This is a genomic window from Rhodococcus sp. ACS1 (assembly GCF_002300155.1).
GTDB classification, from domain to species: domain Bacteria; phylum Actinomycetota; class Actinomycetes; order Mycobacteriales; family Mycobacteriaceae; genus Rhodococcus_F; species Rhodococcus_F koreensis.
Window position 1 is genome coordinate 1,263,340 of record NZ_NSDZ01000005.1, and the last position, 26,518, is coordinate 1,289,857.

Consider the following 26,518-nt stretch of genomic DNA (forward strand, 5'->3'; position numbering starts at 1 on the left):
CCGGTCAGCGCAAACTCTCCGGAAGGTCGTGCTCGGACACCGTGACCCGCTGGTCGGGGCTGGTCCGGATCTGCTCCGACTCGGCGATCCGGCTCTGCAGGAAATCCCACTCGACCTGATCGATCGCGTCCTCCGCGCGGGACCGCACGGCCGCGTCGCGGGTGCCCCACGCGATCGGCATCGGGCTGACCATCTCCCAGGTGTCGGACATGCTGTGCGTGCTGCGGTCGTTCAGCAGTGCGACGGACGGCACCCGGTCACCCACCCGCTGCTTCTGGCCGGTGCGGATCGGAACGTTGCGGGTGACGAGCGCGTACGACGGGTGGACCGCGGACGGCTTCGCGACGTCGATCAGCGACAGCAGGGTCAGCGCGCGGGGGTGGACCTCCGAGACGACGGCGGGCACCAGCGGGCTCTTCGCGTACAGGTCCTCGATGCTGCCGACCTTCTTCGGCACCCAGAACGCCACCCACACGGACGTCAGCGCGGCGATCGCCACGACGGCCCCCAGGATGATCGACCAGGGGTGGGCGAGCAGGATCAGACCGACAGCGGCGGCCGCGAACAGCAGCGCCACCACGATCGCCGACACCTGCAGGCGTCGCATGTCGGCGAACGTCTGATTGACGGACTTCGCGTAGGGCCGATCGACGGTGAACTCGAAATGTCGCACGGCCCCAGCTTAGAGGCCCGGCTCCGGCGGCAGGCGGTTACCCGATGGCCGGGCCCAGCAGGTCGTCGGCGTCGGTGATCCGGTACGCGTAACCCTGCTCGGCGAGGAACCGCTGCCGGTGGGCGGCGTACTCGGCGTCGAGCGTGTCCCGCGCCACCACCGAGTAGAAGTGGGCCTGGCCGCCGTCGTGCTTCGGTCGCAGCAGGCGGCCCAGCCGCTGAGCCTCCTCTTGACGGGACCCGAACGTACCCGAAACCTGCACGGCGACAGACGCTTCCGGAAGGTCGATCGAGAAGTTCGCGACCTTGCTGACGACCAGCGTCTGGATTTCGCCCGCCCGGAAACGGTCGAACAGTTCCTCCCGCTCCTTGTTCTTGGTCGACCCCTTGATGACCGGGGCGTTCAACGCCTCACCCAGTTCGTCGAGCTGGTCGAGGTACGCGCCGATGATCAACGTCGGTGCGTCGGTGTGCCGCTCCAGGATCGACTTCACCACCGCGATCTTGGTGTGCGCGGTGGAACACAGCTTGTACCGCTCGTCCGGTTCGGCGACGGCGTAGGACATCCGTTCGGCGTCCGTCAGTGTCACCCGCACCTCGACGCAGTCGGCGGGAGCGATCCACCCCTGCGCCTCGATGTCCTTCCACGGCGCGTCGTACCGCTTGGGCCCGATCAGCGAGAACACGTCGCCCTCGCGGCCGTCCTCGCGCACCAGGGTGGCGGTGAGGCCGAGGCGCCGGCGGGACTGCAGGTCGGCGGTCATGCGGAACACCGGGGCGGGTAGCAGGTGCACCTCGTCGTAGATCACGAGACCCCAGTCGCGGGAATCGAAGAGTTCGAGATGCTTGTATTCGCCCTTGGTGCGCCGGGTGATCACCTGGTACGTGGCGATGGTGACCGGACGGATCTCCTTGCGCTCGCCGGAGTACTCGCCGATTTCCTCCTCGGTGAGTGACGTGCGCGCGATCAGCTCACGCTTCCACTGCCGTCCCGCGACTGTGTTCGTCACCAGGATCAACGTGGTCGCCTTCGCCTTGGCCATCGCCGCCGCACCGACCATCGTCTTACCCGCACCGCAGGGCAGGACGACGACGCCGGACCCGCCGGCCCAGAACGAGTCGGCGGCCATCTCCTGATAGTCGCGCAGGTGCCACTGGCCGTCCGCGGACCCGGGGGAGGTGCCGTCGAAGTCCAGATCGATGGCGTGCGCCTCGCCGTCGACGTATCCGGCGAGGTCCTCCGCCGGCCAGCCGACCTTGAGCAGCAACTGCTTGAGGCGGCCGCGCTCGCTCGGGTGCACCACCACCGTGTCGTCGTCGACGCGGGCGCCGAGCATCGGGGCGATCTTCTTGTGCCGGGTCACCTCGGTGAGGACCGCGCGGTCCAGGCTGACCAGCGTCAGACCGTGGGCCGGGTTCTTCACCAGCTGCAGGCGCCCGTACCGGGCCATCGTGTCGACGATGTCGACCAGCAGCGGCTGCGGCACCGCGTACCGGGAGAAGTTGACGAGGGCATCGACCACCTGCTCGGCGTCGTGCCCGGCGGCGCGCGCGTTCCACAGCGCCAGCGGCGTGATGCGGTACGTGTGGACGTGTTCGGGCGCGCGCTCGAGTTCCGCGAACGGCGCGATCGCCTGGCGGGCGTCGTTCGCGCGTTCGTGATCGACCTCCAACAGCAGGGTCTTGTCGGATTGGACGATCAACGGTCCGTCGGTCACGGAAGCCTCCTCGAAAATGCGGTGCCGGATGTAGCCAGCCTGTCCATTGTCCTGATCCGGGCGGCGGCGCGCCACGTCGCGGCCCCCGGCAGGGCCGATACCTGCACATCCGGGGCGGTCGGGGCCTAAATTGAGGGGCAGCCGGATGGATCGACCCAGAGACGAGGCTCGCGATGACCCAGCCCCCCGACGACCCGAACCGCCCCGATCCGAGCGTCCCCGGCGAACCGCCGAACAACCCGCAGCAACCGTACCCGCAGGGTGGGCCGCAGCAGCCGTACCCGCAGGGTCAGTACCCGCAGCAGCCCTATCAGCAGGGGCAGTACGCCCAGCAGCCCGGCCAGTATCCGCCGGGCCAGTACGGGCAGCAGCCCGGCCAGTACCCGCCCGGTCAGTACCCACCGCAGCCGAAGAAGTCGCGGAAAGGGTTGTTCATCACTCTCGGCGTCCTCGCCGTCGTGATCCTCGCCGCCGTCGCCGCGTTCGGTGTGTACGCGGTGAAGAGCGCCGACGAGAACGCCCTCGACGTCGGCGACTGCCTGTTCTTCGAGTCCGCGTCGACCACCGCGGCCGACACCTCGCACGAGAAGCGGGACTGCTCCGACAGCGAGGCCACGTACGAGGTGGCGCAGAAGAACGACGGCGACGTCCAGTGCGGGGAGGACTACTTCTCCTACACCCTCGTCGGCGAGGACAAGGACGTGCAGACCACGCTGTGCCTCGTCCCGAACATGATCGAGGACTCCTGCTACCTGCTCGAGGACGACGGCCGGATCGTGCCGTCCGACTGCTCCGACATGCAGACCGTCAAGGTCGTGAGACGCGCGGACGGCCAGGACGACGAAACCCTGTGCAACGAGTTCGACACCGCATTTCCCATCGCCTTCTCCGAACCCCAGCGCACGTACTGCATCGAGGTCAATCTGGGTGGCTAGCGCCCCGTGAGTACTTGTTGACCGCGGGACGTTGAGAAGTACTCACGGGGAGTTAAATTCACGGGAATCGAGTCCGTTGAACTGCACGTTCCCCTTCGCTAGCGTTCGAGGTCAGGCCACATCACTGCGCGCGGCGAAGGGGGAACGATGGCGCGAACGCAGCCCGTCACCCGGCGCGGCGCCGGACGTTCCGGCGCCAGCGCGGGCACGGTGCTGCGCACGGTCCTCGACAGCGGGCCGATCGCACGCAGCACCATCGCCCGCGTCACCGGGCTCTCACCCGCGACGGTGACCACGGCCAGCGCGCAGCTCGTCGACCACGGCCTGTTGCGGGAACTGCCGGAGATCGCCGGTCCCACCGGACTGGGACGGCCACACGTGCCGGTGGACGTCGACGACAGCCGGTACGTCGTGTACGGCATCCATCTGGCCATCACGCACGTGACCACCGCGTTGCTCGACCTGCGCGGGCGGGTGCTGGCACGGTCCCGCGATCCGCACTACGGGCTGGGACCGGCCGAGATCCTGCGGAACGCCGTGACGACCCTGGAGGCGCTGGCCGTCCAGCACGGTGAGTCTTCGGTTCCGATCGGTGTCGGTTTCGCGGCGGGCGGCTGGATCGACTCCGAATCGGGTGTGGTGCGCGAGCATCCGATCCCGGGATGGAACGGGTACCCGGTCCGCGCGGATCTCGAGCACCGCACGGGTCTGGACGTCCGGATGGATTCGCACGCGCGCGCTCTCATCGACGCGGAGGTGTTGTTCGGGGAGCCGAGGGCGCGGGAGAGTGTGGTGCAACTCTTCGTCGGGAACGTGGTGGACGCCGCGTTCGCGACCGGCGGCGTGGTCCACCACGGCCCTCGCGCGGCGGCGGGCGCGGTGGCGCACGTGCCCGTCGAGAACAGTGTCGAGGAGTGCGCCTGCGGGCGCACCGGATGTGTGCAGGCCACCCTGTCGGATCTGGTGCTGGTGCGCAGGGCGATGGAGCTGGGCATCATCGAGCGGCCGATCTTCCGCGATCTCCTCGACGCGGGCCGTAACAGGCACCCGGAGGCGCTGGCACTGTTCACGGAACGCGCGCACGGCGTCGGGGTGGTGGCGGCGCGTCTGCTGGATCTGTTCAATCCGGAGGTCCTCATCGTCTGCGACCAGAGTGTGAGCGGGATTCCCGGGTGTCTGGACACGGTCCGGCGTGCGGTCGCGGAGTCGTCGGCGACGTGTGACGATCCGTCGTGGTCCGTGCTGTCCACCAGCTTTCCGGGACGGGCGCTGCCGGTGTCCGCCGGTGCCGTGATCCTCGCGGAGCTCTACCGCGCGCCGCTCACCAGCTTCGTGCGCCCACTGGCCGGAATTTCGTGACGTGTATCACAGCATCGGAGTTAATTCGGTGGGAAGCAATGTTGACGGGGATTGCGCTGGATCGCAAGGATATTGGTGTGAACACCTCTACGGCGGACAGCGTGCGTACCACCTCGTGTCGCCCCGGGTCCTGTTGTCGCCGCACGCGACCGGGTCGCGTCTGACGTTTCCGGCCTGACACCGGCGGACGCCCCGAAACACCGTTCCGTTCTTCCTTTCTCGCTCCTGCACGGCACCCGACCTTCTGCGTCCGGGGTGCCCATCGGAGACCACATCCTTCGAAGGATCAATCATGTCCAGTTCACTCGTGTCTTCCGCCGGGTACCGGCGCCTCGCGCGCGCCGCCTTCGCCGGCGTCGTGGCGCTCGGGCTCGCGTCCTGCTCCTCCGGTTCCTCCGGCGGGCTCGCGCTCGATGATGCTGTGCCCGATCAGGTTCCGGAGGGAACCTCGCTCAGTGTGTCGATCAAGACCACCCGGCTGCAGCTCGAGGCGACCGACCAGATCGCCGATCTCCCGTTCACCGTGTCGGACTGGCCGGACGTCAGTGCCGGTCCCGACGTGATCCAGGCCTTCCGCGGCAACGCGGTCGACCTGGCCACCAACGCCGCGATCCCGCCGATCCAGGCGCACGCCACGGGGCTGGACGCGAAGATCGTCGCGGTCCGGGAGAAGGAACAGCCGCAGTACGTGCTGGCCACCGCCCCCGGCTCGGACATCGCGGCACTGCCGGACCTGCGGGGCAAGAAGATCGCGTTCTCGCCCGGGCAGGCGCAGGGTGTGGTGATCCTGCGAACGCTGAAGGCGCAGGGCCTGACCACGAAAGACGTCCAGCTCGTCGAGCTGCCCAGCCCGCAGTTCCTCACCGCGCTGCAGTCGAAGCAGGTGGACGTCGCGCCGCTGTCGGAGCCGACGGTGACGAAGTACCTGAACCAGTACGGTCCGGACGGAGCGAAGGCGTTGCAGACCGACGCCGTGGACGCGCTCACCGTGCTCTGGGCGCCGGTGGAGGTCCTGCAGGATCCGGCCAAGGCTGCGGCGATCAAGGCGTTCATTCCGTTCTGGGCGCGCGGGGAGATCTGGGCGTGGGAGAACCAGGACGCGTGGATCCAGAAGTACTACGTGGAGAGCGAACAGGTGTCGGCCGAGGACGGCAAGCGCATCGTCGCCTCCGTCGGGCAGCGGCCGTCGTACCCGGTCAACTGGGACGCGGCCGTCGAGTGGACGCAGGACACCGTCCAATTGCTCTCCGACGCCGGGTACTTCAGCGAGTTCGACGCCAACGAGCTGTTCGACCGCCGATTCGAAAACATCGCCGCCGACGCCGTGCCGGCCGAGTACCGAGGCGGTGTGCAGCGATGACCAGTATTCTCTCCGCGCCCGCAGCAGCACCGGCGCGCACGACCGCCGCCGGTGCCGACAGGTCCGGGTCCGGCGCCGCCGAGCGGCCGATCCGGCGACTCGGCCTGCGCAAGGGTTTCCCGTTCTCCAGGCTGGCCGGGGTGCTGCTCCTCCTCGCGGTGTGGGCGGTGGGCAGCGTGGCGGGCCTCATCGACCCGCGGAAGCTGTCCGCGCCGTGGACGGTGGTGACCACGGCCGTCGACCTGATCTCCACCGGCATCCTGCAGGAGCACATCGCCGCGTCGTTGAGTCGCGCCGCCGTCGGGTTCGCGTTCGGCGTGGTGATCGGGACTGCGCTGGCCGTCGTCGCCGGACTGACGCGTTCCGGTGACGCCCTGATCGACGGGCCGATCCAGCTCAAACGGGCCATCCCGACGCTCGGCCTGATCCCGCTGCTGATCCTCTGGCTCGGCATCGGCGAGACGTTCAAGATCGTGATCATCGCGCTCGGTGTCGTCGTCCACATGTACATCCAGACCCACAACTCGCTGACGTCGATCGACAACCGGTACGTCGAACTCGCCGAGGTCCTCGGGCTGTCCCGGGCCACGTTCATCCGCAAGGTGGTGCTGCCGGGTGCGATGCCGGGATTCTTTCTCGGACTGCGTCTCTCGGTGACCGGTGCCTGGCTCACCCTCATCGTCGTCGAGGGAATCAACGCGGTGACCGGTCTGGGGAAGATGATGTACAACGCGCAGAACTACGGCCAGTCCGACGTGATTCTGGTGGGGCTCGCCGTCTACGGCATCTTCGGTCTGCTGTCCGACGCCGTCCTCCGCTACATCGAAAGGCGGTCGCTGTCATGGCGCAAGACGCTCGCAGGCTAGAACCCGCCGCCGTGCAGGTGCGGTCCCTCGTTCGCGGATTCGGCGACAAGACCGTCCTCGACCACCTGGACCTCGACATTCCCGAAGGCCAGTTCGTGGCCCTGCTCGGCAAGAGCGGGTCCGGCAAGAGCACACTGCTGCGCGCGCTCGCGGGCCTCGACTACGACGTCGAGGGCCGCGGCGGAACGCTCACCGTGCCCGCGGAAGTGTCGGTGGCTTTCCAGGACTCACGGCTGCTGCCGTGGCTGCGGGTGCTCGACAACGTGACGCTCGGGCTGGGCCGCACCGGCACGAGCAGGGGCGCCTCCGCCCTCGCGGAGGTGGGGCTCGCCGGCCGCGAGAAGGCATGGCCCAGTGAATTGTCCGGCGGTGAACAGCAGCGGGTGGCGCTGGCGCGGGCGCTGGTCCGCGAGCCTCAGCTGTTCCTCGCGGACGAGCCGTTCGGCGCCCTCGACGCGCTGACCCGGATCAAGATGCACGCGCTGCTGCAGGAGTTGATCCGCCGCCACCGCCCGACCGTCCTGCTCGTCACCCACGACGTCGACGAGGCGATCGCGCTCGCCGACCGGGTGCTCGTCCTCGACCGCGGGCAGATCGTCGTCGACGAGATCGTCGACATTCCGAGGCCGAGAGCGCTCGGCGACAGCAAGTTCCACGAGTTTCGCAATACGCTGCTCGGCGCCCTCGGCGTCGAGGTAGCGGCACAGTGAGGAGTTACACCATGAGTTCGTCACCACAGCGCCGGCTGCATCTCAACGCATTCCTGATGGCGATCGGGCACCACGAGGCGTCCTGGCGCCTGCCCGAGAGCGACCCGAACGCCAACCTCGACATCAAGCACTACATCTCGCTGGCGCAGACTGCCGAACGCGGAAAGTTCGACTCGGTGTTCCTCGCCGACAGCCCGGTGCTGTTCAGCAATCCGGAACGCAGGCCGAGCGGCAAGCTGGAGCCGACCATCATCCTCACCGCGATCTCCGCGGCCACCGAGAAGATCGGCCTGATCGCGACCGCGTCGACCAGTTACAACGAGCCGTACAACCTGGCGCGGCGGTTCGCGTCCCTCGACTTCGTCAGCAGCGGCCGCGCCGGCTGGAACATCGTCACCACCGCCGGCGCCGACGCCGCGCAGAACTTCGGGCTCGACGACACCCCCGCACACCGCAGCCGCTACGAGCGGGCCGCGGAATTCGTCGAGGTGTCCACCAAGTTGTGGGACAGCTGGGAGGACGACGCCATCGTCGCGGACAAGGACGTCGCGATCCACGCCGACTCCGCCAAGGTCCACGTCATCGAGCATGAGGGCCGGTTCTTCAAGGTGCGGGGACCGCTCAACGTGCCGCGGTCGCCGCAGGGATACCCGCTGCTCGTGCAGGCGGGATCGTCCGAGGACGGAAAGGATTTCGCCGCCCGCTACTCGGAGGCCATCTTCACCGCCCAGCCCACCCTGGACGAAGGGAAGGCGTTCTACGCCGACGTCAAGGACCGCGTCGCGGCAGTGGGAAGGGATCCGGAGCAGGTGCTGATCCTGCCCGGCATCGTGCCGGTCATCGCGGACACCGAAGAGGAGGCCCGTGAACTCGAGGCCGAGCTGGAGCGGCTGATCTCGCCGGAATACGCCCGGAAGCAGTTGGCGCAGCGGTTCAATCTCGAACCCGAGCAACTCCCGCTCGACGAGGAACTGCCCGACAACCTGCCGTCCGAGGACGAGATCGAGGGCGCGAAGAGCCGGTACACGCTGATCGTGGACCTTGCCCGCCGGGAGAAGCTCACCGTCAGGCAACTGATCGGGCGACTCGGTGGCGGTCGCGGTCACCGCACGTTCGCGGGCACCCCACTCCAGGTGGCCGACACGATCGAGCACTGGTTCCGCAACGGCGCCGCCGACGGGTTCAACATCATGCCCGCCGTCCTGCCGTCCGGGCTGGAGAAGTTCGTCGACTCCGTGGTCCCGATCCTGCAGGAACGCGGACTGTTCCGCACGGACTACACCGAGACCACGCTGCGGGGGCACTACGGTCTGCCGCGGCCCGCGAATCAGTTTGCGGTCGAGAAGGATTCCACGCTGGTGTCTGCGCAGTGACGACGGGAGCTCCGGAGAACACCGGCTGGCTGCGGTATCTGTTCGGTTACTGTCTGCGCCAGCGCCGCAATCTCGTTCTCGCGTACGGCGCGGCGGCGGTGGCGGCCGCGGCCACCGCCACCATCCCGCTGGCCGTCCGGCACGTGGTCGACAACGCCGCGGTCGACACGAATCACGCGCTGGCGCCCTGGATCGCGGTGCTCGTCGTCCTCGCGGCCATCCGCTTCGCCGCCGCCTACACGCGGCGGTACCGCTCCGGGCAGCTGTCCCTCGGCGTGCAGTACGACCTGCGGGGCGACGCCTTCCGATCCCTGCTGCGGCTGGACGGCGTCAAACAGGACGGGCTGCAGACGGGGCAGGTGGTGAGCCGGTCGATCTCGGACATCACGCTGATCCAGATGCTCCTGCAGTTGCTGCCGCACATGGCGGGGAACCTGCTGATGTTCGTGATCTCGCTGGCCGTGATGGCCGTGCTGTCGCCGATCCTCACCCTCGTCGCCCTCGCCGTGCTGCCCGCGCTGTGGTTCATCTCCCTGCGCAGCCGCGTCGACCTGTTCCCCGCCAACTGGCATGCGCAGGAACAGGCGGCCGTCGTGGCGGGCGGGGTGGAAGCCGCCGTCACCGGGGTGCGCGTCGTCAAGGGATTCGGCCAGGAAGATCGCGAACTCGAAGACCTCGAGAAGCGGGCGGGTGAGCTGTTCCGGTCCCGGCTGCGTGTCGCTCGGCTGACCAGCCGGTACAACCCGGCACTGCAGGCGGTCCCGATGCTCGGGCAGGCCCTGGTGCTTGCCCTCGGTGGGTGGCTGGCTCTGCACGGCACACTGTCGCTGGGCACGTTCGTCGCCTTCACCACGTACCTGGCGGCGTTCGCTTCGCCCGTCCGTCAACTCGCCACCCTGCTGACCGTGAGCCAGCAGGGGCGCGCGAGCGTCGAACGCGTCCGCGAGGTGATCGACAACGCGCCGGCCGTGACCACCGCGCCCGGCGCCGTGGACCTGCCGGACGGGCCTCTCGCGGTGGAATTCGACGACGTCGCTTTCGGCTACGACCCGTCGAACCGGCTGCTCGACGGACTGTCGCTGCGAATCGCACCCGGCGAAACCGTGGCGGTGGTCGGAGCCGCCGGATCGGGCAAATCGACTCTGGCCATGCTCGTTCCGCGGCTCTACGACGTCGATGCGGGTGCGGTCTCCGTCGGGGGGATCGACACCCGCAGGCTGTCGCTCGAATCGCTGCGCTCCGCGCTCGGCGTCGTCTTCGAAGACAGCTACCTGATGTCCGAGACCATTCGCGCGAACGTCTCGTACGGCAGGCCGGACGTCGACGAGGCAACGGTGCGTGAGGCACTGCGCGTGGTGCAGGCGGAGGAATTCGTCGACGCGCTGCCGGACGGCCTCGACACCGTCGTGGGGGAGCAGGGGGTGACGTTGTCGGGTGGTCAGCGGCAGCGCATCGCGCTCGCCCGGGCACTGGTCACCGATCCGCGGATCCTGGTGCTCGACGACGCGACCTCGGCGGTCGACGCCCGGGTCGAGGCCGCCGTCCATCACGAACTGCGCGTCGCCACCCGGGAGCGGACCACACTGATCATCGCGCACCGCCGGTCGACGCTCGCCCTGGCCGACCGCATCGCGGTGCTGGCGGACGGCCGCATCGTCGACGTGGGGACGAGCGCCGAACTCGACGAACGCTGCCCGCTGTTCCGTGCGCTGCTGTCGAGTGCGGACGACGTCGCCACCCCGGACCCGTCGCCGCCGCTGCCGGACGTCGACGGCGTCACCGCCGAACTGTGGCGCCGGGAGGACGGAGACGAGGCGTCCGGGGTGTTCGACGCCAGGGCCGCAGCGGCTTTCGCGACCGCGGCGGCCGGTGCCAGTGGACCCTCGCGCGGCGGCGCGGCAGGGGGAATCCTGTCGTCGGCACCACCCGGACCCGACGTGATGGCCCGGCTCGACGACCTGCCACCGCTCACCGGAGACCCGGACGTCGCCGCTGACGAGGCCCGGGCCGCCGACCCCGCGTTCGGGCTCGGCTCACTGCTGCGGCCCCTCCTGCTGCCACTGGTCGCGGGACTGGTGCTGGTCGGATTGGACGCCGTCGCGCAGATCGCGGTGCCGGTCCTGGTCCGTACCGGCGTGGATCGGGGAGTGCTGCAGGGCGCCCGCGACCTGCTGCTGCTCGCGGCGGCCGCGACCGTGGTCGTGGTGCTGCTCGACTGGGCCGTCAACGTCGCCCAGACCCGGGTGACCGGACGTACCGGTGAACGGCTGCTGTACACGTTGCGGGTCAAGACGTTCGCACAACTGCAGCGGCTCGGTCTGCAGTACTACGAGCGGGAACTGGCCGGCCGGATCATGACCCGCATGACCACCGACGTCGACAGCCTGTCCAACTTCCTGCAGACGGGTCTGGCCACCGCGGTCGTCAGCGGGCTGACCATCTCCGGTGTGCTGGTGGCACTGCTGGTGATCGACGCGGAACTGGCCCTCGTGCTGGTACTCGTGGTGCCCGTCCTCGTCGCGGCCACCGTCGTGTTCCGCCGGAAGTCGGTGCCCGCCTACGCCGAGGCCCGCGACCGCGTCGGAATCGTCAACGCCTACCTACAGGAGAACGTGACGAACATCCGCGTCACACAGGCATTTCGGCGCGAGGACTACAACGCGGCCCAGTTCGCCCGGCGGGCCTGGGACTTCCGGGAGTCGCGGCTCCGGGCCCAGCGATACATGGCGTTGTACTTCCCGTTCGTCGAATTCCTGTCCGTGGTCGCGACCGGGCTCGTGCTCGCGGCGGGGACCGCGCGGATCCATACCGGAACCCTCACCGTCGGCACACTGATCGCGTTCGTGCTGTACGTCGAACTGTTCTTCGCTCCCGTGCAACAGCTTTCGCAGGTGTTCGACGGCTACCAGCAGGCGGTCATCGGGCTGGGACGGCTGCGGGGGCTGATGCGGACGCCGACCACCACACCGCAGGCAGGCGAACCGATCGTCCTCGACCGCATCAGCGGTGGCATCGTGTTCGACGACGTCCACTTCGCGTACGAATCCGGCAAGGGTGAGGCGCTGCGAGGGGTGGAGCTTCACATCGAACCGGGCGAGACGATCGCCCTCGTCGGCCAGACCGGCGCGGGAAAGTCGACGGTGCTCAAGTTGCTCGCCCGCTTCTACGACCCCACCGCGGGGGCGGTGCGCGTCGACGGCATCGACACCCGCGCCCTGGACCTCGCGTCGTTCCGGCAGCGACTCGGCGTCGTCCCGCAGGAGCCGCATCTGTTCGGCGCCACCGTCCGCGACGCCGTCGCCTACGGGCGCCCCGACGCGACGGACGCGGAGGTCGAGGCCGCCAGCAGGGCCGTCGGCGCCCACGACATGGTGTCCGGGCTGGCCCTCGGATACCTGCAACCGATCGGGGAACACGGGCGCAACCTGTCGGCCGGACAACGCCAGTTGCTGGCACTGGCCCGCGCCGAACTGGTGGACCCCGACATCCTGCTGCTCGACGAAGCCACCGCCTCACTGGACCTGGCCACGGAGGACCGGGTGCGCCGCGCGACCGAGAACCTGTCCAGGCGGCGCACCACCGTCGTCGTGGCGCACCGGCTGAGCACCGCCGCGCGAGCCGACCGGGTGGTGGTCCTCGACGGCGGCCGGGTCGCGGAAGTCGGAACGCACGACGAGTTGCTGGACCGGGGCGGCGTCTACCGGGAACTCTGGGAGGCTTATGCGGCTTCGCCACCCGTGAGTACTTATTAACCGCGGGACGTTATGAAGTACTCACGGGGCGGAGGCCACGACCGGGGGATGCTCCGCCACGCAGAAGAGATTGCCCTCCGGGTCGGCCAGCGTCGTCCACTGCACGTGGGGGTGCTCGTCGAGGACGTCCCACCGGTGCGTTGCCCCGAGCGCCAGTAGCCGCTCGACCTCGCGTTGCCGTGAACCCCACGGAACGGTGAGGTCCAGGTGGATGGCTTGGCGCTCGGGACGGGCGCCGGTGAGCGGCTGGAAGAACATCGCGAACCCGTCCGGGTCGGCCGGTGGCAGATAGACGCTGTCACCGCCCGGGAGCGGCGTGGCACCGGTGACACCGGCCCAGAACGCGGCGAGCGCTGCGGGGTGCGCGGCCTCGAGATTGATTGCTCCGAGACTGATCTGATGTTTCTCCACGTCCGCGATACTAGGTGGTACCTGTGGGGCCCGCTCAGGCGCCGATCGACGCCTTCATCATCGGCAGCATCGCCCACAGCTGGTCCTGCCAGTAGCCCCAGCTGTGGGTTCCCGTCGCCGGGAAGTCGTAGTGCGCGGGGATTCCGAGGGTGTCGAGTCGCACCTGGAAGGCCCGGTTCTGGGCCAGCGCGATGGCCTCCAGACCCATGCCGGTGCCGACGTTGAAGACATCGATCGCGGACTGCGGCTGATCGTGCGGGCCGGGAAGGCCGGCGCCCGCCGAGATCCACATCGGAAGCCCGCGCATGAGGGGTGCCGCGACGAACGGGTCGTTCCGCAGCCAGGCGGGATCCCACGGCGGGCCCCACATGCAGTCGGCGTTGTAGCCGCCGGCGTCGAGCATCGCGATACGGATCGCCTCACGCATGCCCGGCGCCGACAGGTTCAGATACCCCGACATCGACCCGGCGAACGTGAACTGGTCGCGATGGTAGGCGGCGAGGATCAGCGACGCGTTGCCACCCATCGACAGTCCGGCGATGGCGTTGCTGGTGCGGCTGATGCCGTAGTTGTTCGCCAGGAAGTCGGGCAGGTTCTGGGTGAGAAACGACTCCCACTTGTACGTGTACGGCTGGTTGTTGGTGTTGCTGGGTGCGTACCAGTCCGTGTAGAAGCTGGACTGCCCGCCGACCGGTTCGACGACGGTGATGCCGTGATCGGACAGCCACGCTGCGTTGGTCTCGTGTTCCCAGCCGCTGACGTCGTCGGTCGCGCGGAGGCCGTCGAGGAGGTAGAGGGCCTTGTTGCTGCCGTTGTTCGCGAGCCACATGCGGATCTTGATCTGCCCGACCCCGCCGGGTGCGTCGACCCAGTGTTCGCGCAGCCGGCTGTACGGGTCCGCGGACGCCGTCCCGCCGCCGACGAGGACGAACGCGAGAGGCAGGATCACCACCGCAATCATCAGCCGGACGACGCCTCGTAACCAACCGTGTAACGGCTTCGTTGCTGTGACACTCATGGTTCTGCCTCCTGGTAAGTCGTCCCCGGCCAGGTACATACCAGCAACACGGTATTGCGCGGCCCGGAATTCCTCGGCGTTTGCGCAGAATCGTTATGCGACCTGTGAGTACTTGTTAACGTCCCGCGGTTAACAAGTACTCACGGGTCAGTCGACGCGGGCGACCGACGTGATGCGGTGGAGGGTGAACCGGCGGACCGCGCCGCTCGCCGGATCGAAGGCGTCGAGTTGGCCGCCGCCGACGCTGACGGGATCGACGATGCGGTGCGTCGCCACGCCCTGCGCGTCGACGTAACCGATCGTCACGCTGGAGCGTTCGCGCGCCGCGGCGTTGAGCAGGGCGATGGTCGCGGCGCTGCTGGCCCGCGACCCGTCGGACCGGATGCTGCCGGAACCCTTGGCCGACGCCGCCAGGTCACCGGCGCGCAGCGTCCGGACGACCGCGTCGAGCTGGGCGTCCGTCGCGACGGCCGGGAGGCGGCTCGCGGGCGCCTTGCGCCGGGTCAGGACGCGGGCGCCGCGTGGGCGCAGATCGACGAGGGCACCGGACGAGTCCTCGCCTGCCGGCGCGAACCCGGCGGCCCGCAATTCGCCCAGCACTTCCCGCAGCGGCGCCTGCGACACCGCCACCGTCGGCGCCAGCGCGCGCAGGGCCAGGGCGGCGGCCACCGGCGACGCCAGGACCTCCGCGAGCAGCGTCGGGTCCTCGCAGCGGACGAACGACGCCGCGACACCGGCCCGGAGCCGGCCGTGCCGCCGCGCGACGTCGTCGATCAGATACGACAGCGACTGCGGGACGGGCGTGCGCGACCGGGTTGCGAAGAGGCTGTGCAGTTCCGCCGCCGTCATCCCGACGTCGAGGGCGCGCCGGACGCTGTCCTCGCTGATCCGGTACATCGACGCCGCACCGGCGGACTCGATGTCCGCGACGAGGGTGATCTGCTCCAGCAGGTCGGGGGTCAGCGGTCCCGGGGCGACGACGGTGAGGTCGGCCTGGACGAGAACATGGTCGACGGGTTCGGGCAGTGACGCGTGCATCTCGGCCTCGGCGTCGCCGCCGTGGAGCAGCGCACGTCCGGGGGAGCTGAGCGCGCCGCGGGCGACGAGTCCGAGTGTCGCGGCTTCCTCGAGGGTGCGTTCCACCGCGTGGACCCGCAGCCGGGCGCCCCAGCGGGGGCGACGCCAGGCCAGGAGGCGACTGACCTCGGCGGGGTCGGCCGAGTGCCCGCTGCCCAGTTCGGCCAGCAGCCCCAGGATCGCCTGCCGGTCCCGCGGCGCGGACGGCGCGCGCACTTCCTCGGACAGCGCGGCGACCGGTTTGTCGTTGGCGTCGCGCATGCCGATGAACCACGCCATGCGCGGCAGTTCCAGCCACGCCGCGGCCAGGGCGTGCCACCGCCGGGCGACCGGGGAGGTCAGCCAGTTGTCGACCGCGGTGGTCGGGGCCCAGTAGTTCTCCCCGGTGTCGGACGTCGGCGCCGGGTCCGGGGTGCCGCTCGCGATCAGTCCCGCGGCCGACAACAGTTCGACGAGCAGGCTCAGCCGGTTCTCGTCGATGCCGGACGTCTTGGCGATCCGTCGCAGTTCCCGGACCCCGAGACCACCCGCCCGCAGAGCCGGTGCCGGGATCTCGCCGAGCGCCTTGACGACGTCCTCGCAGTGGCGGACCAGTTCGAGAGCCTCACCCGCGGCGGCGGCGTTGATGTCGGCCGGCTTGTGTTTGCGGCCCGTCACACCGGGTGCGGCCAGCGAGGTGGGGTCGAAGACGGCCTCCCCACGCAGGACCTGCCGCACCTGGAACGGCAATTCGACGGTCTCGTCGTCGATCCACCGCAGCAGCCCGGCGGCGAGGAGCCGCTGAACGGGACGGTCGGGGGGTGTCCCGGGAGCCGCGTCCCGGGTCCGCCCGATCGAACTCGACTTCGCCAGGGTCTCGAGGATGTCCCGTTCGGCGGTCTGCAGTCCCGCCAGCGCCGCCGTGATCCCGGCCTCGTCGAGCGTCTCGACGGGTTCGGCGCTGCGTCCGACGCGCCACGGGATGGTGGCCACGACGGCGGGAACGATTCGCAGCGTCGTCTTGTCGCCCCAGACGATCCCGACGGACCGCAGGCCGTCGAGGGTGGCGTCGACGGTCTTCTTCGTCGCCCGCGACCCCACCGCCTCCTGCAGGGTGGCCCGGGGCACGGGCACCTCGTCGGCGCGCTCGAGCGCCAGGAGTTCGAGGACACCGAAGTCCAGGGACGTGAGGTTGTCGGCCGCCCGGGCGACCGAGGCCCGTTGCTCGGCGCGGCCGGCGAGGACGACGATCGTGGCCGGCGGCGGGACCGCGAGATCGGGGCGCCTGCGGAGCAGATCCGTCAGTTCTGCGTCGCTGCGCGCGGCCAGCCAGTCCGCGAGCGTCGCGGCGCCGCGGGGGGAGACTGCGGTGCCGTTGGTGCTCGCGGTGGTGTCGTCGGTGTCGGTCATCGACTATCAGATTAGAGACCTGGGCTGTACGTCGCCGAATGCTCCTGTCAAAATGGCACCGTGGCTAACAATTCGAAGAAGCAGTATGTGGATCCAGGGTGGCCCGAAACCGCCGATGGAGATCACGCCGTGACCGAACTGTCGTCGACCCGTGCGGGCGGATTGTCCCCGTTCGGCGAGGACACCGAGTTCCCGTTGCCGGCGGAGTCGTTGCCGTACGCGCACCCGCACACGGTGATCAACCGCTGACCATGCGACAGAAGAGGGGCCCTGCACCGGATCGGTGCAGGGCCCCTCTTCTGTGAGTTGCGGGGATTACTGCGGGAGCAGTCCCTTGTTCGCGTCGATGAGCTGCAGGATCTGGGGATCGATCGCGATGCCCTGGGCTTTGACGGCCTCGATCGCGCTGTCGACGGCGCCGGCGTACTGCGAGGTGCCGCTGGTGCTGGGGACGCCGCCCGTGATGTCGGGGAGGGCAGGCGCCGCGGGCGCCTCGGGCACGGTGGCGGGGGCGGTGCGCTGGGTGGGTGCGCTGCTCAGGCCGAGGCTCGAGGAGCAGGACGGCCATGCGCCCCAGCCCTGGGAGTCGAGGACCTTCTCGGCGACGACGATCTGCTGTTCACGCGAGGCCTGGTTGGCGGTGGCTGCGTACTGGGTTCCACCGTGTGCGTTCCAGGTGCTCGGGGAGAACTGGAGTCCGCCCTGGAAGCCGTTTCCGGTGTTGATGCCCCAGTTTCCGCCGGACTCGCACTGCGCGAGGCGGTCCCAGTCGGAGTCGGGTGCCGCGTTCGCGGTGCCCGAGAAGGCTGCTCCGGCGACGCCCATGATGGCGCCGGTGACGGCGACCTTGGCGACGGTGCGGCCGGTGGTGGTGGGCTTGCGATGGCGTCCGCTCATAGTGGTAGAGATCCTCTCCACACGCGCCTGCGAGGTCAGCTGTCGGGTTCGGGCTGAGAGGTCGCCCGGCCTCGCCTCTCCTGGCTGGAGAGGGTCTGGCTTCACCCCAAGGTCCGACTGTGCGAGGCACATTCGGACCGGTGTCCGTCTGGAAACTTGCGTTCCCTGGAGGACTTTGGGTCCCCCGTCCTCGTCCCTGGAATGCTTCGTCGGGACTCCGGTACCCGCGGGACGAGGTTTGGCGCGGCGGGCCGGACGTGGCCGATGTTTCATCGGCCGGTGACGACGGTAACGGGCCGAGGCCGCAGTGTCACCATTTGATAACGCGGAGTGTCTTCGCCTGTTGCGGGGCCTCATTGGGCGCGCCGGGACTCTTCCCAGCTAGTGGCGACGAGACGTGCGTATCGCCGTCCCGTTGCCCTTCCGTTACCAGGTCGTTATGTGAGGAAGCTCACATCACTGCGGTGCGTCGACGATGTCCTTGCCGAGGGGCATCAGCGAGATGGGAATCATCTTGATGTTCGCGACGGCGAGCGGGATCCCGATGATCGTGATCGCCATGGCGATTGCCGTCACGACGTGCCCGATCGCGAGCCACAGACCAGCGATGATGAACCAGATGACGTTGCCGATCAGCGAGGCCACACCGGCCGTCGGCTTGTCGATCACGGTCTTCCCGAACGGCCACAGCGCGTAGACGCCGACGCGGAACGACGCGATGCCGAACGGGATCGTGATGATCAGGATGAAGCACAGGATTCCGGCGACGAAGTACCCCAGCGCCAGCCACAGACCGCCGAAGACCAGCCAGATGATGTTGAGCAGAATTCTCATGATCGTCCCCTCGGTGGTTGGGAATGCCTCGGTGATCGGGTGTGTCAGCGCGAGCGTCTGCCCTGCCTCAGTGCCGCCACGATTCCGAGCAGGAATCCGATCGGGCAGGCGAGGGCGATGAGGTAGAGAACGAGACCCGGTTCGGAATCGGAGAGCACCGGCGTCAGGAAGATCGCCACGATCGCGACGAAGCCGATCGCGAAGAGAGCGAGCGCGACCCGCAGGAGTCCGTCGCCCCTCCGGGGTGTGTGAGGAGTGCTCGAAGGAGTCGATTCGTGGGCCACACCAGCAACGATAGTGCCTGGAAACCCGAATGCCGGAGGGGGTGTCTGCAAGGTAGACTGTGGGCACTGCGCGTCCCGCACCAGAGGTGGGGCGCGCTGTTTTGCATACCAAGTGCAACAAATACCAAGTGCAACCAACTGCACTCCAAGTGATGAGCGGGTGAACGCGGTGCCGACCGGCAAGGTGAAGTGGTACGACGTCGAAAAGGGCTTCGGCTTTCTGTCGCAGGAGGAGGGGGAGGACGTCTATGTGCGTTCGTCCGCTCTTCCCGAGGGCGTCGAGGGCCTCAAGGCCGGTCAGCGTGTGGAGTTCGGCATGGCCGCCGGTCGACGCGGACCCCAGGCGCTGAGCCTGAAGGTGCTCGACCCTGCGCCGTCGCTGCGTCAGAACGCCGCGCGCAAGGAGCCGTCCGCCAAGAAGCACACGCCGGACGAACTGCACGGCATGGTCGAGGACATGATCACGCTGCTCGAGGCGAAGGTCCAGCCGGACCTGCGCAAGGGCAAGTACCCCGACCGCAAGACCGCCCAGCGCATCTCCGAGGTGGTCCGCGCCGTCGCACGCGAACTCGACAGCTGATTTCTCCGACGAGAAGGGCCCCGCGCTGTGACAGCGCGGGGCCCTTTTTCGTGAGCGTGTCGTTCTAGGCGGTCTTGATCGACCAGGCGGCCCGGGCCTGCGTGAGCCCCTGCTCGTCGACGACGGCGGACGGCAGCTGGATCTCGACGCCGGCCAGTTGCAGGTCTTCCGAGGAGGGCACGGTCACGGCGCGGGTCTCACCGGCGCGGTGCGCCTGTTCCTGGACGAGGAGCTGGCCCGAAGGATCCTGGTACACGATGAGCATGCGCCACGGCGCGTCGACGATCTCCTGCGGCAACGACAGCTGCAGCGACGAGCCGGGGGGTACGTCGAGTTCGGCGATGTCGCCGGTCTCGCAGTCCTCGAGGTACAGGTTGCAGTACCCGAGCGGGGCGACCTGCTCGGCCCGGTCGTGCGCGAAGGCCGTGATCTCGGGCAGGCGGGGCGAGGAGTTGCGGACCAGTGTGTAGACGACTCCGACGAAGGCCACCAGGACCACTATCAGGCCCACTGCAATCAGTGCCAGGATCTTCTTGGTTCGCGCCTGCATTCTCACTTACTTCACATTTCCCGTCGATCGGTCGGCCCGGTGGGTCGAGTGGTGCTCGGTGGTCACTTCTTGTTCGGCCAGGTCGGGGCGTTTTCCTCCGAGCCCGGGCAGGAGGGTGCTGCCGCGGTACGTGAGGACGGTCTGGACGAGCCCCACGGTCATGACGGCGGAGACCACCGAGAACCCGATCCAGTATTCGGTGGGCAGCAGGACACCCAGCGCCCCGCCCACGACCCAGCTCAGCTGTAGAACGGTCTCCGAACGTCCGAAACCGGACGCGATCGACTCCTCGGGCAGGTCGTGCTGCAGTGACGCGTCCAGCGACACCTTGGCCAGGGCGCTGGCCGCCGAGGCGACGAGCGTGGCGAGGGCGGCGGTCAGGAGATTGTCGGTGATCGCCGCGAGGACGGCGATGATCCACACGGCGCCCGTGCAGCGCAGCACGATGAGGGCCGGGCGGCCCAGCTTGATCCGGGCGCCCGCGGCGTTGCCCGCGAAGTTGCCGATACCGGCGGCCGCGCCGACCAGGCCGAGCATGGCGGCCTGCACCAGCGGCTCGTGGTCGGTCTTCGACTTCGCGACGAACGCGATGTACAGGGTGAGGAACCCGGTGAGCACGCGGATGGTGCTGTTGCCCCACAACCCGGTGATGACCGCGCGGCCCAGCGGTTGCCTGCGTTTGCCGGTCTTCGCGGTGGCCGGGGCCTCGGGCTGCAGCACGCGGGTGCGTCCGATCACCTCGGTCGGGTGCTCGTCGCCGTGGTAGGTGAGGGTCGCGGGGACCTCGCCTTCGGTGACCTCGACCCACGATGGGATCCGCATGGAGAGGTACGCGCCGAGGGCGGTGATGACGGCCGCCAGCCACAGCGCGCCGACGGAACCGGTGGCCATGGCGAGACCACCCGCGAGGGCGCCCGCGCCGATGGTTCCGCCGAGGAGCCCGAACACGGTGAGCCGGGAGTTGACGCGCACGAGGTCGATCTCCGGCGGCAGCACCCGTGGGGTGACCGCACTCTTGAGCACCGAGAACGACTTGCTGAGCACCATCATTCCGAGCGCCGCCGGATACAGCACCCAGCTGTCGAAGTTGAAGACGAGAACGATCGCCAGCATCGTCCGGAGTCCGAACGACGTGGCCAGTGCGACGCGGCGGCCGTGCTGGAGTCGGTCGAGCATCGGACCGATCAGGGGAGCGATGACGGCGAACGGGGCGATCGTGATCAGCAGGTACAGCGCGACCTTCGTCTTGTCCTCGCCCGTCGCGGCCGAGAAGAACAGCGTGTTCGCCAGCGCGACGGCGATGGCCGCGTCGGTCGCGTTGTTGGCCATCACCGCGTAGGTGAGCGCGGTGAGCCCCGACTTGTCCGCACCGTCCGCCTTGGCGGCACGGTGGAACGTCGCGATGCCCTTGTTGGTGAGTTCCCGGCTGCGCATCGCCGCCACCCGGGTGACGGTGAGCTTGCGCGGCATCGGTGGCGCCTTGGGGGCGTCCGCCCGCTCCTCGTCGGATCGGGGACGCTGCCCGCCGCCGACCGGATGCAGGGGCGGCAGCGGCGTGCGCCGCCCTCCGGGGCGTGCCGCGGGCGGGTATTTGTCGTAGCCGGGATGAGCGGGGGGCCCGGGATTCTCGTCAGGAGCCCGACCGCCGTCAGGCTCGTAGGGTTCGCGCGGTCCGGTCACTCCCTAATTCTGTCCTAGTCGGGAGACCTGCGACCACAGCAACCCCGGGCAATGCTGGTCAGATCGGCCTGTCAGGGAACGAACCGCACCTCGAACATGGCCGGCCAGTACTTTCCGGTGACGAGGAACCGGTCCGTTCCCGGGATCTGGGCGATGCCGTTGAGGACGTCGACGTCCCGAGGGCCGGGCGGAAGCGCGTCGCGGACGGCGGAGGCGTCGATCTCCGCGCTGACCCGCCCGTCCGACGGATCGATGCGGACGAGGGTGTCGGTGGTCCAGACGTTCGCGTAGATCGCGCCGTCGTCGGCGCATTCGAGTTCGTTGAGCCGGGAGACGGGGTTTCCGTCCTGCACCGCCTGCACGGTGCGCCGGGGCTCGAACGTGACCGGGTCGCGGAACGTGAGGGTGGGGGAGCCGTCGCTCGTGACCAGCGCGCCGGGCATTGCGCAGATGCCCCACCCCTCGCCGTCGAACGGGACCCGCCGCTGTTCGGCGAGCGTCGCGCGATCCCGGACGACGGCGACCCCGTCCCGCCACGTCAGCTGCCAGATCGTGTCACCGCTCACCGTGATGCCCTCGCCGAACAGCGGAGACGGCAGTTCGGCGCGCACCCGGACGGTGCCGCTGTCGAGGTCGGTGGCCTGCACCCAGGATTCGCCGGGGCGGCCGGTGCCCTCGAGCAGTTCGGTGCCGTCGATCTCGAGTCCCTGGGTGAACGCATTCGGGTCGTGGTCGGCGGTGCGGACGATCTCCGCGCGAAGGTCCGCGCCGGGCGCGCCCGACGCCACGGGGCTCTGCGGGGAGCATGCGGCGACCATCCACGCCACCGCGAGCAGGGCTGGGACGAGGTGCCTCCGGCCGGTCATCGGACCAGCATGACAGCCCAGGTGGGCACGCACTTGCGGTGGTGCGGCAAACTGGTGGTGTGAGTGTTGCTTCTTCCGACGAGCGCGCAGTGGCGCGTCCCGTACTGACCGACGCCGTCGAGCTCGCCCGGACCGCAGTGGTCGAACTGCAGGAAGGGGGAGTCGGCGACTATCTGGGCGTCACGTCCGAGGACGAGTGCGCCGCGACTCACCGTTTCGTTGCGGACCTTCCTGGCTACCGGGGCTGGCAGTGGGCGGTGGTGGTGGCCGCCGATCCCGAGTCGGACCGTGCCACCGTCAGCGAACTCGCCCTCCTCCCCGGACCCGATGCGCTGGTCGCACCCGACTGGATCCCGTGGGACCAGCGGATTCGCCCCGGAGACCTGTCCGCGGGCGATCTGCTGGCACCGCCGGCCGGTGACCCCCGCCTCGTGCCCGGCTATGTCGCGACGGGTGACCCCGAGATCGACGACGCCGCCCGCGAACTGGGCCTGGGCCGCAAGCAGGTGTTGAGCCTCGAGGGTCGCCTCGACGCCGCCCAGCGCTGGCACGACGGCGACTACGGCCCCGATTCCGAGATGGCCAAGGCTGCGCCGTCGACGTGCGGGCTGTGCGGTTTCTACCTCCCGCTCGCCGGGTCCCTGCACGGGGAGTTCGGCGTGTGCGGCAACGAGATGGCCGCCGACGGGCACGTCGTCGACGTGACGTACGGGTGCGGCGCCCACTCCGACACCCTGCTGCCCACGGGCGCCGGTTCGCCGCAGTACGACGCGTACGACGACGGCGCCGTCGAGGTCGTCGAGCGGTCCGCAACCGAGACGGGGGCCGGCACCGAGCCCGAGGCTGCCGCGGTCACCGAGGCCGAGGAATCCGCATCGACCAGCTAGCCGATCCTTTCGGCACCGCCGCCCTGAGGGATTCGACGCTCCTCGCGTGGCGCACGTCGCCCACCCGCCTGCGGGAGGACGCCGCGGCCGAATCCGATCTGGCCCGCGCCGGCTACCGCGACCGGCTCCTCACCGAGCTGGCGCAGAACGCGGCCGACGCCGCGGCCCGAGCCGAAGTGCCCGGAGAGCTGTCCGTGCACCTCGACGGACGGGTCCTCAGCGTGTCCAACACGGGCACACCGCTGGACGAGCCGGGAGTGCAGGCGCTGGTCGCGCTGCGGGCGTCGAACAAGTCCGGGGCCACCGTCGGCCGTTACGGCGTTGGCTTCACGGCGGTGCTGTCGGTGAGCGACGAGGTCGAACTGCGGTCGACGTCCGGTTCGGTGCTGTTCTCCGCGGACCGCACCAGGGCGGAACTGCGGGACCTCGACGGCGCCGACCCCGGCGCGGGTGTGCCTGCCCTCCGGCTGGCGTGGCCCACCCAGAACCGCCCGGCCGCCGGTGCGGAGTCGGAAGTCGTGCTCACGCTGCGCGAGGACGTGGACGCCGAGTCGCTGCTCGCCTACATGGCCCGCGAAGCCCCCGACCTTCTGCTCGAACTCCCGGCGCTCGTCTCGATCACCGTGGGCGACAAGCAGTTCCGCCGACGCGAACGACCACTCGATTCCGGGTTGACCGAGGTCGCGATCGGCGACGACCGCTGGTGGCAGTACGAGTCCGGGCGGGCCCGCTGGCTCGTCCCGGTCCGGGACGGCGTCGTCGCACCCGTGACCGAGGATGTGCTGCGCGCCCCCACCCGGTCGGACGAGGAACTGTCGGTACCGGCGATCCTCCTCGCCGACATCGCCATGCAACCCGACCGCAGGCGCATCCTGCCCGGCGCCGCGATCGCCGAGTTGGCCACCGGATACGCCGAGTTCGTGGCCGCGGTGCCGCCCGATCAGCGACTGTCGCTGGTCCCCGTCCCCGCGTTCGCACGCAGCGAGGTGGACTCGGCGTTGCGCGACCACCTCGTCGCCGAACTCCGCGAGCACCCCTGGCTGCCGACCGTCGACGGCAAGGACAAGGCCCCGGGCCGGGCGTCGGTGGTTCCCGGGCTGACCGAGGAACTCGCGGAACTGCTCGCCGAGATCGTCGACGGCCTGGTCGTCCCGGATCTGTCCGGCCCCCGCTGGGCGCCTGCGCTCGCCGCCGTCGACGCCCACCGCCTCGGCCTGGCCCGCCTCACCGAACTGCTCAGCGGCGTCGAACGGGCACCGTCCTGGTGGCAGCGCCTGTACGCGGCGCTCGAACCGCTGGCCGTCGACGCCCTCGCGGCGGAGGAACTGGCGTCGATCCCGGTTCCGCTGTCCGACGGCCGCACGGTGACCGGCCCGCGAACGGTGTTGCTGGGTCACGACATCGACGAAGTGCTGGGTGTCGACTGGACGAGGCTCGTCCACCCCGACGCCGCGCACCCGCTGCTGTCGCGGCTCGGCGCGAAGACGGCCACGGCCGTCGACCTGCTCTCGGATCCGGCGTTGCGCGCCGAGATCGAGGACCTCGATCCCGACGACGCGGCGGCTGCCGAGGAACTGTCGGCCGCGGTGCTCGCGCTCGCAGGCCGCGTCGACCCGGGCGTCCTGCCGTCGTGGCTCGGCCTGCTGCCCCTGCCGGACGTCGACGGGGAGTTGCGCGGTGCGGACGAATTGCTGTTGCCCGGCGCGCCACTCGCCGAGGTCCTGGTGGACGACTCGCCGTTCGCGTGCGTGGACTCCGCGTTCGCGGAGCGGGTAGGGGAGGACGCTCTCCGCGCCGTGGGTGTCGGCTGGGGCTTCACCGTGCTGCGCGCCGAACTCCCCACCGGACCCGACCACGACCTCGACGACGAGGACCGCTGGTGGGACACGCTCGACGACGACCCCGACGTGATGGGGGCGGTGCGCGACCTGGATCTGGTGGACGAGAACCGCTGGCCGCAGGCGCTGACGATGCTCGCCCGGGACCCGGCGACGCGTCCGTTGCTCGCCGACCGCGCCGGGTACACGGCCTGGTGGCTGCGTCACAACGCCGAGTCGGACGGCCAGGTGCTCGGTCTGCTCCGCGACCCCGCCGACGAGACGTTCGCCGGACTGCTCGACCCCGTCGAGCACCCGGAATCCGCCGTGTTCGCCGCCGCACTGGCCCCCGCGACGGTCGACTCTCCGGAACTCGCGCAGCTACTCCTGGACCGGCTGGCCGACCCGGATCGCGAACCGTCCCCGGCGGTGATCGCGCGGGCCCACAGCCTGCTCGCGGCGGCCGCGGCCGGGCACCTCCTCGACCTCGAGGACCTTCACCTGCCCGAACACGTGCGCGGACTGACGGGCGCCCTGGTCGACCCCGCCGACGCGCTGGTGCTGGACGAACCGTGGCTGGCCGCCGCGGTGCCGCGCGAGCGCCTGGTGGTCGGGAGCCTGGACACCGCCGAGTCCCTCGCCGATCTGCTGGACGTCCCGCTCGCCTCCACCGCGATCCGCGGCACCGTCACCGGCTCCGGACGGGAATCCACGTGGGATCGCGAACCCGCCGCAGTCCTCGCCTTCGCCGCACTCGGCCGCGACCTGCCCCGCGGGCCCGTCGTCGTCCATCCCCGGCTCACGGTGAAGCTCACGGGTGCCGTCGACGCCGAGATCGCGGTTCCGTGGTGGGTGGACGAGCAGGGCACCACCCATTGTTCCGAGTCGTGGGCCGAGGGCACGTGGGGCGCCGCCGGTGTCGTTTGACCAGAGCATCCTCGACAGCGCGGTCGAGGAGCGCACACCCTGGCTTGTCGACGTCGTCACCGTCATCACGCACAGCGGCGGAACGGTCGCCGCCTGGATCGTGTCCACCGTCCTGACAGTGGCCCTCCTGCTGCAGGACCGTCGTCGGGAAGCCGTCCTCGTCGCCGGCGCGATGCTGTCCGGTCTGGCCGTGATGACCGCGCTCAAGAATCTGTTCGAGCGGCAGCGTCCCCCACTGCCGGATCGGCTGGTGGAGATCTCGTCGTTCTCGTTCCCGTCCGGTCACGCGATGATGACCGCGATTCTCGCAAGCGTGCTCGTTGCCGTCGTGCTCCGGGACGTGCTGGTGCGGCACGTCCGGATCACGCTCGTATTCCTGCTGGTGCTGTACCCGCTGGCGGTGGGGCTGTCGCGCGTCTACCTCGGCGCGCACTGGATGACCGACGTCCTCGCCGGGTGGGCCTTCGGCGCGCTGTGGGCGGCATTCTGGATCCTGCTGACCCGCACCCGGCCCCGCCGCAGCCAGGCCTAGGACTGCATCACTCGAGCAGTCCCT

General features: G+C 69.6%; 24 protein-coding genes and 1 riboswitch. Of the genes, 12 read left to right on the plus strand and 12 right to left on the minus strand.

From position 1 onward, the window contains the following. Window positions 1-4: 4 nt before the first annotated feature. Window positions 5-673, minus strand: a complete 669-nt coding sequence (locus tag CJ179_RS26580) for a DUF3239 domain-containing protein (protein WP_072944858.1) — start codon at window positions 671-673, stop codon at window positions 5-7. Window positions 674-710: 37 nt separating this feature from the next. Continuing rightward, window positions 711-2,390, minus strand: a complete 1,680-nt coding sequence (locus CJ179_RS26585; protein WP_005244182.1) for a DNA repair helicase XPB — start codon at window positions 2,388-2,390, stop codon at window positions 711-713. Window positions 2,391-2,563: 173 nt separating this feature from the next. On the opposite strand from CJ179_RS26585, the gene CJ179_RS26590 reads away from it, so the two are divergent. The 7 genes from CJ179_RS26590 (at window position 2,564) to CJ179_RS26620 (ending at window position 12,745) form a co-directional block, all read left to right on the plus strand. Continuing rightward, complete coding sequence (locus CJ179_RS26590; RefSeq protein WP_095863366.1) at window positions 2,564-3,325, plus strand: hypothetical protein; 762 nt, start codon at window positions 2,564-2,566, stop codon at window positions 3,323-3,325. Between the two features lie 147 nt (window positions 3,326-3,472). Next, window positions 3,473-4,684: an ROK family transcriptional regulator gene (locus CJ179_RS26595; RefSeq protein ID WP_095863367.1), complete on the plus strand. Its 1,212-nt coding sequence runs from the start codon at window positions 3,473-3,475 to the stop codon at window positions 4,682-4,684. A gap of 292 nt (window positions 4,685-4,976) precedes the next feature. Beyond that, window positions 4,977-6,044: a PhnD/SsuA/transferrin family substrate-binding protein gene (locus CJ179_RS26600; RefSeq protein ID WP_095863368.1), complete on the plus strand. Its 1,068-nt coding sequence runs from the start codon at window positions 4,977-4,979 to the stop codon at window positions 6,042-6,044. Beyond that, a complete protein-coding gene (locus CJ179_RS26605) occupies window positions 6,041-6,910 on the plus strand; it encodes an ABC transporter permease (protein WP_072944850.1) in 870 nt (289 codons plus the stop codon). Before CJ179_RS26600 ends, CJ179_RS26605 begins: the two co-directional genes overlap by 4 nt. Next, window positions 6,886-7,620 (plus strand): ABC transporter ATP-binding protein, encoded by a 735-nt coding sequence (locus tag CJ179_RS26610; RefSeq protein ID WP_072944848.1) that lies wholly within the window; start codon window positions 6,886-6,888, stop codon window positions 7,618-7,620. The genes CJ179_RS26605 and CJ179_RS26610 overlap by 25 nt, the downstream gene beginning before the upstream one ends. 11 nt (window positions 7,621-7,631) lie before the next feature. Then, window positions 7,632-8,993: an LLM class flavin-dependent oxidoreductase gene (locus CJ179_RS26615; protein WP_095863369.1), complete on the plus strand. Its 1,362-nt coding sequence runs from the start codon at window positions 7,632-7,634 to the stop codon at window positions 8,991-8,993. Next, window positions 8,990-12,745, plus strand: coding sequence for an ABC transporter ATP-binding protein (locus CJ179_RS26620; protein WP_095863370.1), 3,756 nt, complete (start codon window positions 8,990-8,992; stop codon window positions 12,743-12,745). The genes CJ179_RS26615 and CJ179_RS26620 overlap by 4 nt, the downstream gene beginning before the upstream one ends. Window positions 12,746-12,766: 21 nt before the next feature. On the opposite strand, the gene CJ179_RS26625 is transcribed toward CJ179_RS26620, so the two are convergent. The 3 genes from CJ179_RS26625 to CJ179_RS26635 form a co-directional block, all read right to left on the minus strand. Next, the gene (locus tag CJ179_RS26625) at window positions 12,767-13,156 is read right to left on the minus strand and encodes a VOC family protein (protein WP_072944843.1); all 390 of its coding nucleotides are present in this window, start codon (window positions 13,154-13,156) and stop codon (window positions 12,767-12,769) included. Window positions 13,157-13,190: 34 nt separating this feature from the next. After that, complete coding sequence (locus CJ179_RS26630; protein WP_179377645.1) at window positions 13,191-14,174, minus strand: alpha/beta hydrolase family protein; 984 nt, start codon at window positions 14,172-14,174, stop codon at window positions 13,191-13,193. A gap of 147 nt (window positions 14,175-14,321) precedes the next feature. Further along, window positions 14,322-16,640 carry a helicase-associated domain-containing protein gene (locus tag CJ179_RS26635; RefSeq protein ID WP_095863372.1) on the minus strand — a complete coding sequence of 773 codons (2,319 nt, stop codon included), beginning with the start codon at window positions 16,638-16,640 and terminating at the stop codon, window positions 14,322-14,324. A gap of 60 nt (window positions 16,641-16,700) precedes the next feature. Between CJ179_RS26635 and CJ179_RS26640 the strand changes: the two genes are divergently transcribed. After that, the gene (locus CJ179_RS26640; protein ID WP_015888783.1) at window positions 16,701-16,889 is read left to right on the plus strand and encodes a hypothetical protein; all 189 of its coding nucleotides are present in this window, start codon (window positions 16,701-16,703) and stop codon (window positions 16,887-16,889) included. 66 nt (window positions 16,890-16,955) lie between these two features. On the opposite strand, the gene CJ179_RS26645 is transcribed toward CJ179_RS26640, so the two are convergent. The 3 genes from CJ179_RS26645 to CJ179_RS26655 all read right to left on the minus strand — a co-directional run bounded on the left by CJ179_RS26645 (window position 16,956) and on the right by CJ179_RS26655 (window position 18,655). Continuing rightward, window positions 16,956-17,537 (minus strand): transglycosylase family protein, encoded by a 582-nt coding sequence (locus CJ179_RS26645; protein ID WP_072944838.1) that lies wholly within the window; start codon window positions 17,535-17,537, stop codon window positions 16,956-16,958. Window positions 17,538-17,545: 8 nt separating this feature from the next. Continuing rightward, window positions 17,546-17,759, minus strand: a riboswitch (cyclic di-AMP (ydaO/yuaA leader). A gap of 234 nt (window positions 17,760-17,993) precedes the next feature. Further along, entirely contained in the window at window positions 17,994-18,371 is a 378-nt protein-coding gene (locus CJ179_RS26650; protein WP_072944836.1) for a YccF domain-containing protein, read from the minus strand. Window positions 18,372-18,415: 44 nt separating this feature from the next. Beyond that, window positions 18,416-18,655 (minus strand): hypothetical protein, encoded by a 240-nt coding sequence (locus tag CJ179_RS26655; protein WP_072944834.1) that lies wholly within the window; start codon window positions 18,653-18,655, stop codon window positions 18,416-18,418. A 169-nt stretch (window positions 18,656-18,824) separates the two neighbouring features. Between CJ179_RS26655 and CJ179_RS26660 the strand changes: the two genes are divergently transcribed. Beyond that, the gene (locus tag CJ179_RS26660) at window positions 18,825-19,235 is read left to right on the plus strand and encodes a cold-shock protein (protein WP_005255275.1); all 411 of its coding nucleotides are present in this window, start codon (window positions 18,825-18,827) and stop codon (window positions 19,233-19,235) included. Window positions 19,236-19,299: 64 nt separating this feature from the next. On the opposite strand, the gene CJ179_RS26665 is transcribed toward CJ179_RS26660, so the two are convergent. From CJ179_RS26665 to CJ179_RS26675, 3 genes are all read right to left on the minus strand, one after another. After that, entirely contained in the window at window positions 19,300-19,785 is a 486-nt protein-coding gene (locus CJ179_RS26665) for a DUF2771 domain-containing protein (RefSeq protein WP_095863373.1), read from the minus strand. A 6-nt stretch (window positions 19,786-19,791) separates the two neighbouring features. Then, window positions 19,792-21,465 carry an MFS transporter gene (locus CJ179_RS26670; protein WP_072944831.1) on the minus strand — a complete coding sequence of 558 codons (1,674 nt, stop codon included), beginning with the start codon at window positions 21,463-21,465 and terminating at the stop codon, window positions 19,792-19,794. 71 nt (window positions 21,466-21,536) lie between these two features. Then, entirely contained in the window at window positions 21,537-22,331 is a 795-nt protein-coding gene (locus CJ179_RS26675) for a glutaminyl-peptide cyclotransferase (protein ID WP_072944829.1), read from the minus strand. Between the two features lie 38 nt (window positions 22,332-22,369). Here CJ179_RS26675 and CJ179_RS26680 point away from each other — a divergent pair, with 38 nt between their 5' ends. Continuing rightward, on the plus strand, window positions 22,370-23,218 hold the full coding sequence (locus CJ179_RS26680; protein WP_083395619.1) for a DUF3027 domain-containing protein: 849 nt from the start codon (window positions 22,370-22,372) through the stop codon (window positions 23,216-23,218). Here the strand turns inward: CJ179_RS26680 and CJ179_RS52170 are convergent. After that, a complete protein-coding gene (locus CJ179_RS52170) occupies window positions 23,215-23,418 on the minus strand; it encodes a hypothetical protein (RefSeq protein ID WP_072944825.1) in 204 nt (67 codons plus the stop codon). The two genes, CJ179_RS26680 and CJ179_RS52170, sit on opposite strands and share 4 nt — an antisense overlap. On the opposite strand from CJ179_RS52170, the gene CJ179_RS26690 reads away from it, so the two are divergent. Beyond that, the gene (locus tag CJ179_RS26690) at window positions 23,395-25,962 is read left to right on the plus strand and encodes an ATP-binding protein (protein WP_095863374.1); all 2,568 of its coding nucleotides are present in this window, start codon (window positions 23,395-23,397) and stop codon (window positions 25,960-25,962) included. The two genes, CJ179_RS52170 and CJ179_RS26690, sit on opposite strands and share 24 nt — an antisense overlap. Then, entirely contained in the window at window positions 25,952-26,494 is a 543-nt protein-coding gene (locus CJ179_RS26695) for a phosphatase PAP2 family protein (RefSeq protein WP_072944822.1), read from the plus strand. Before CJ179_RS26690 ends, CJ179_RS26695 begins: the two co-directional genes overlap by 11 nt. Window positions 26,495-26,518: the final 24 nt, after the last annotated feature.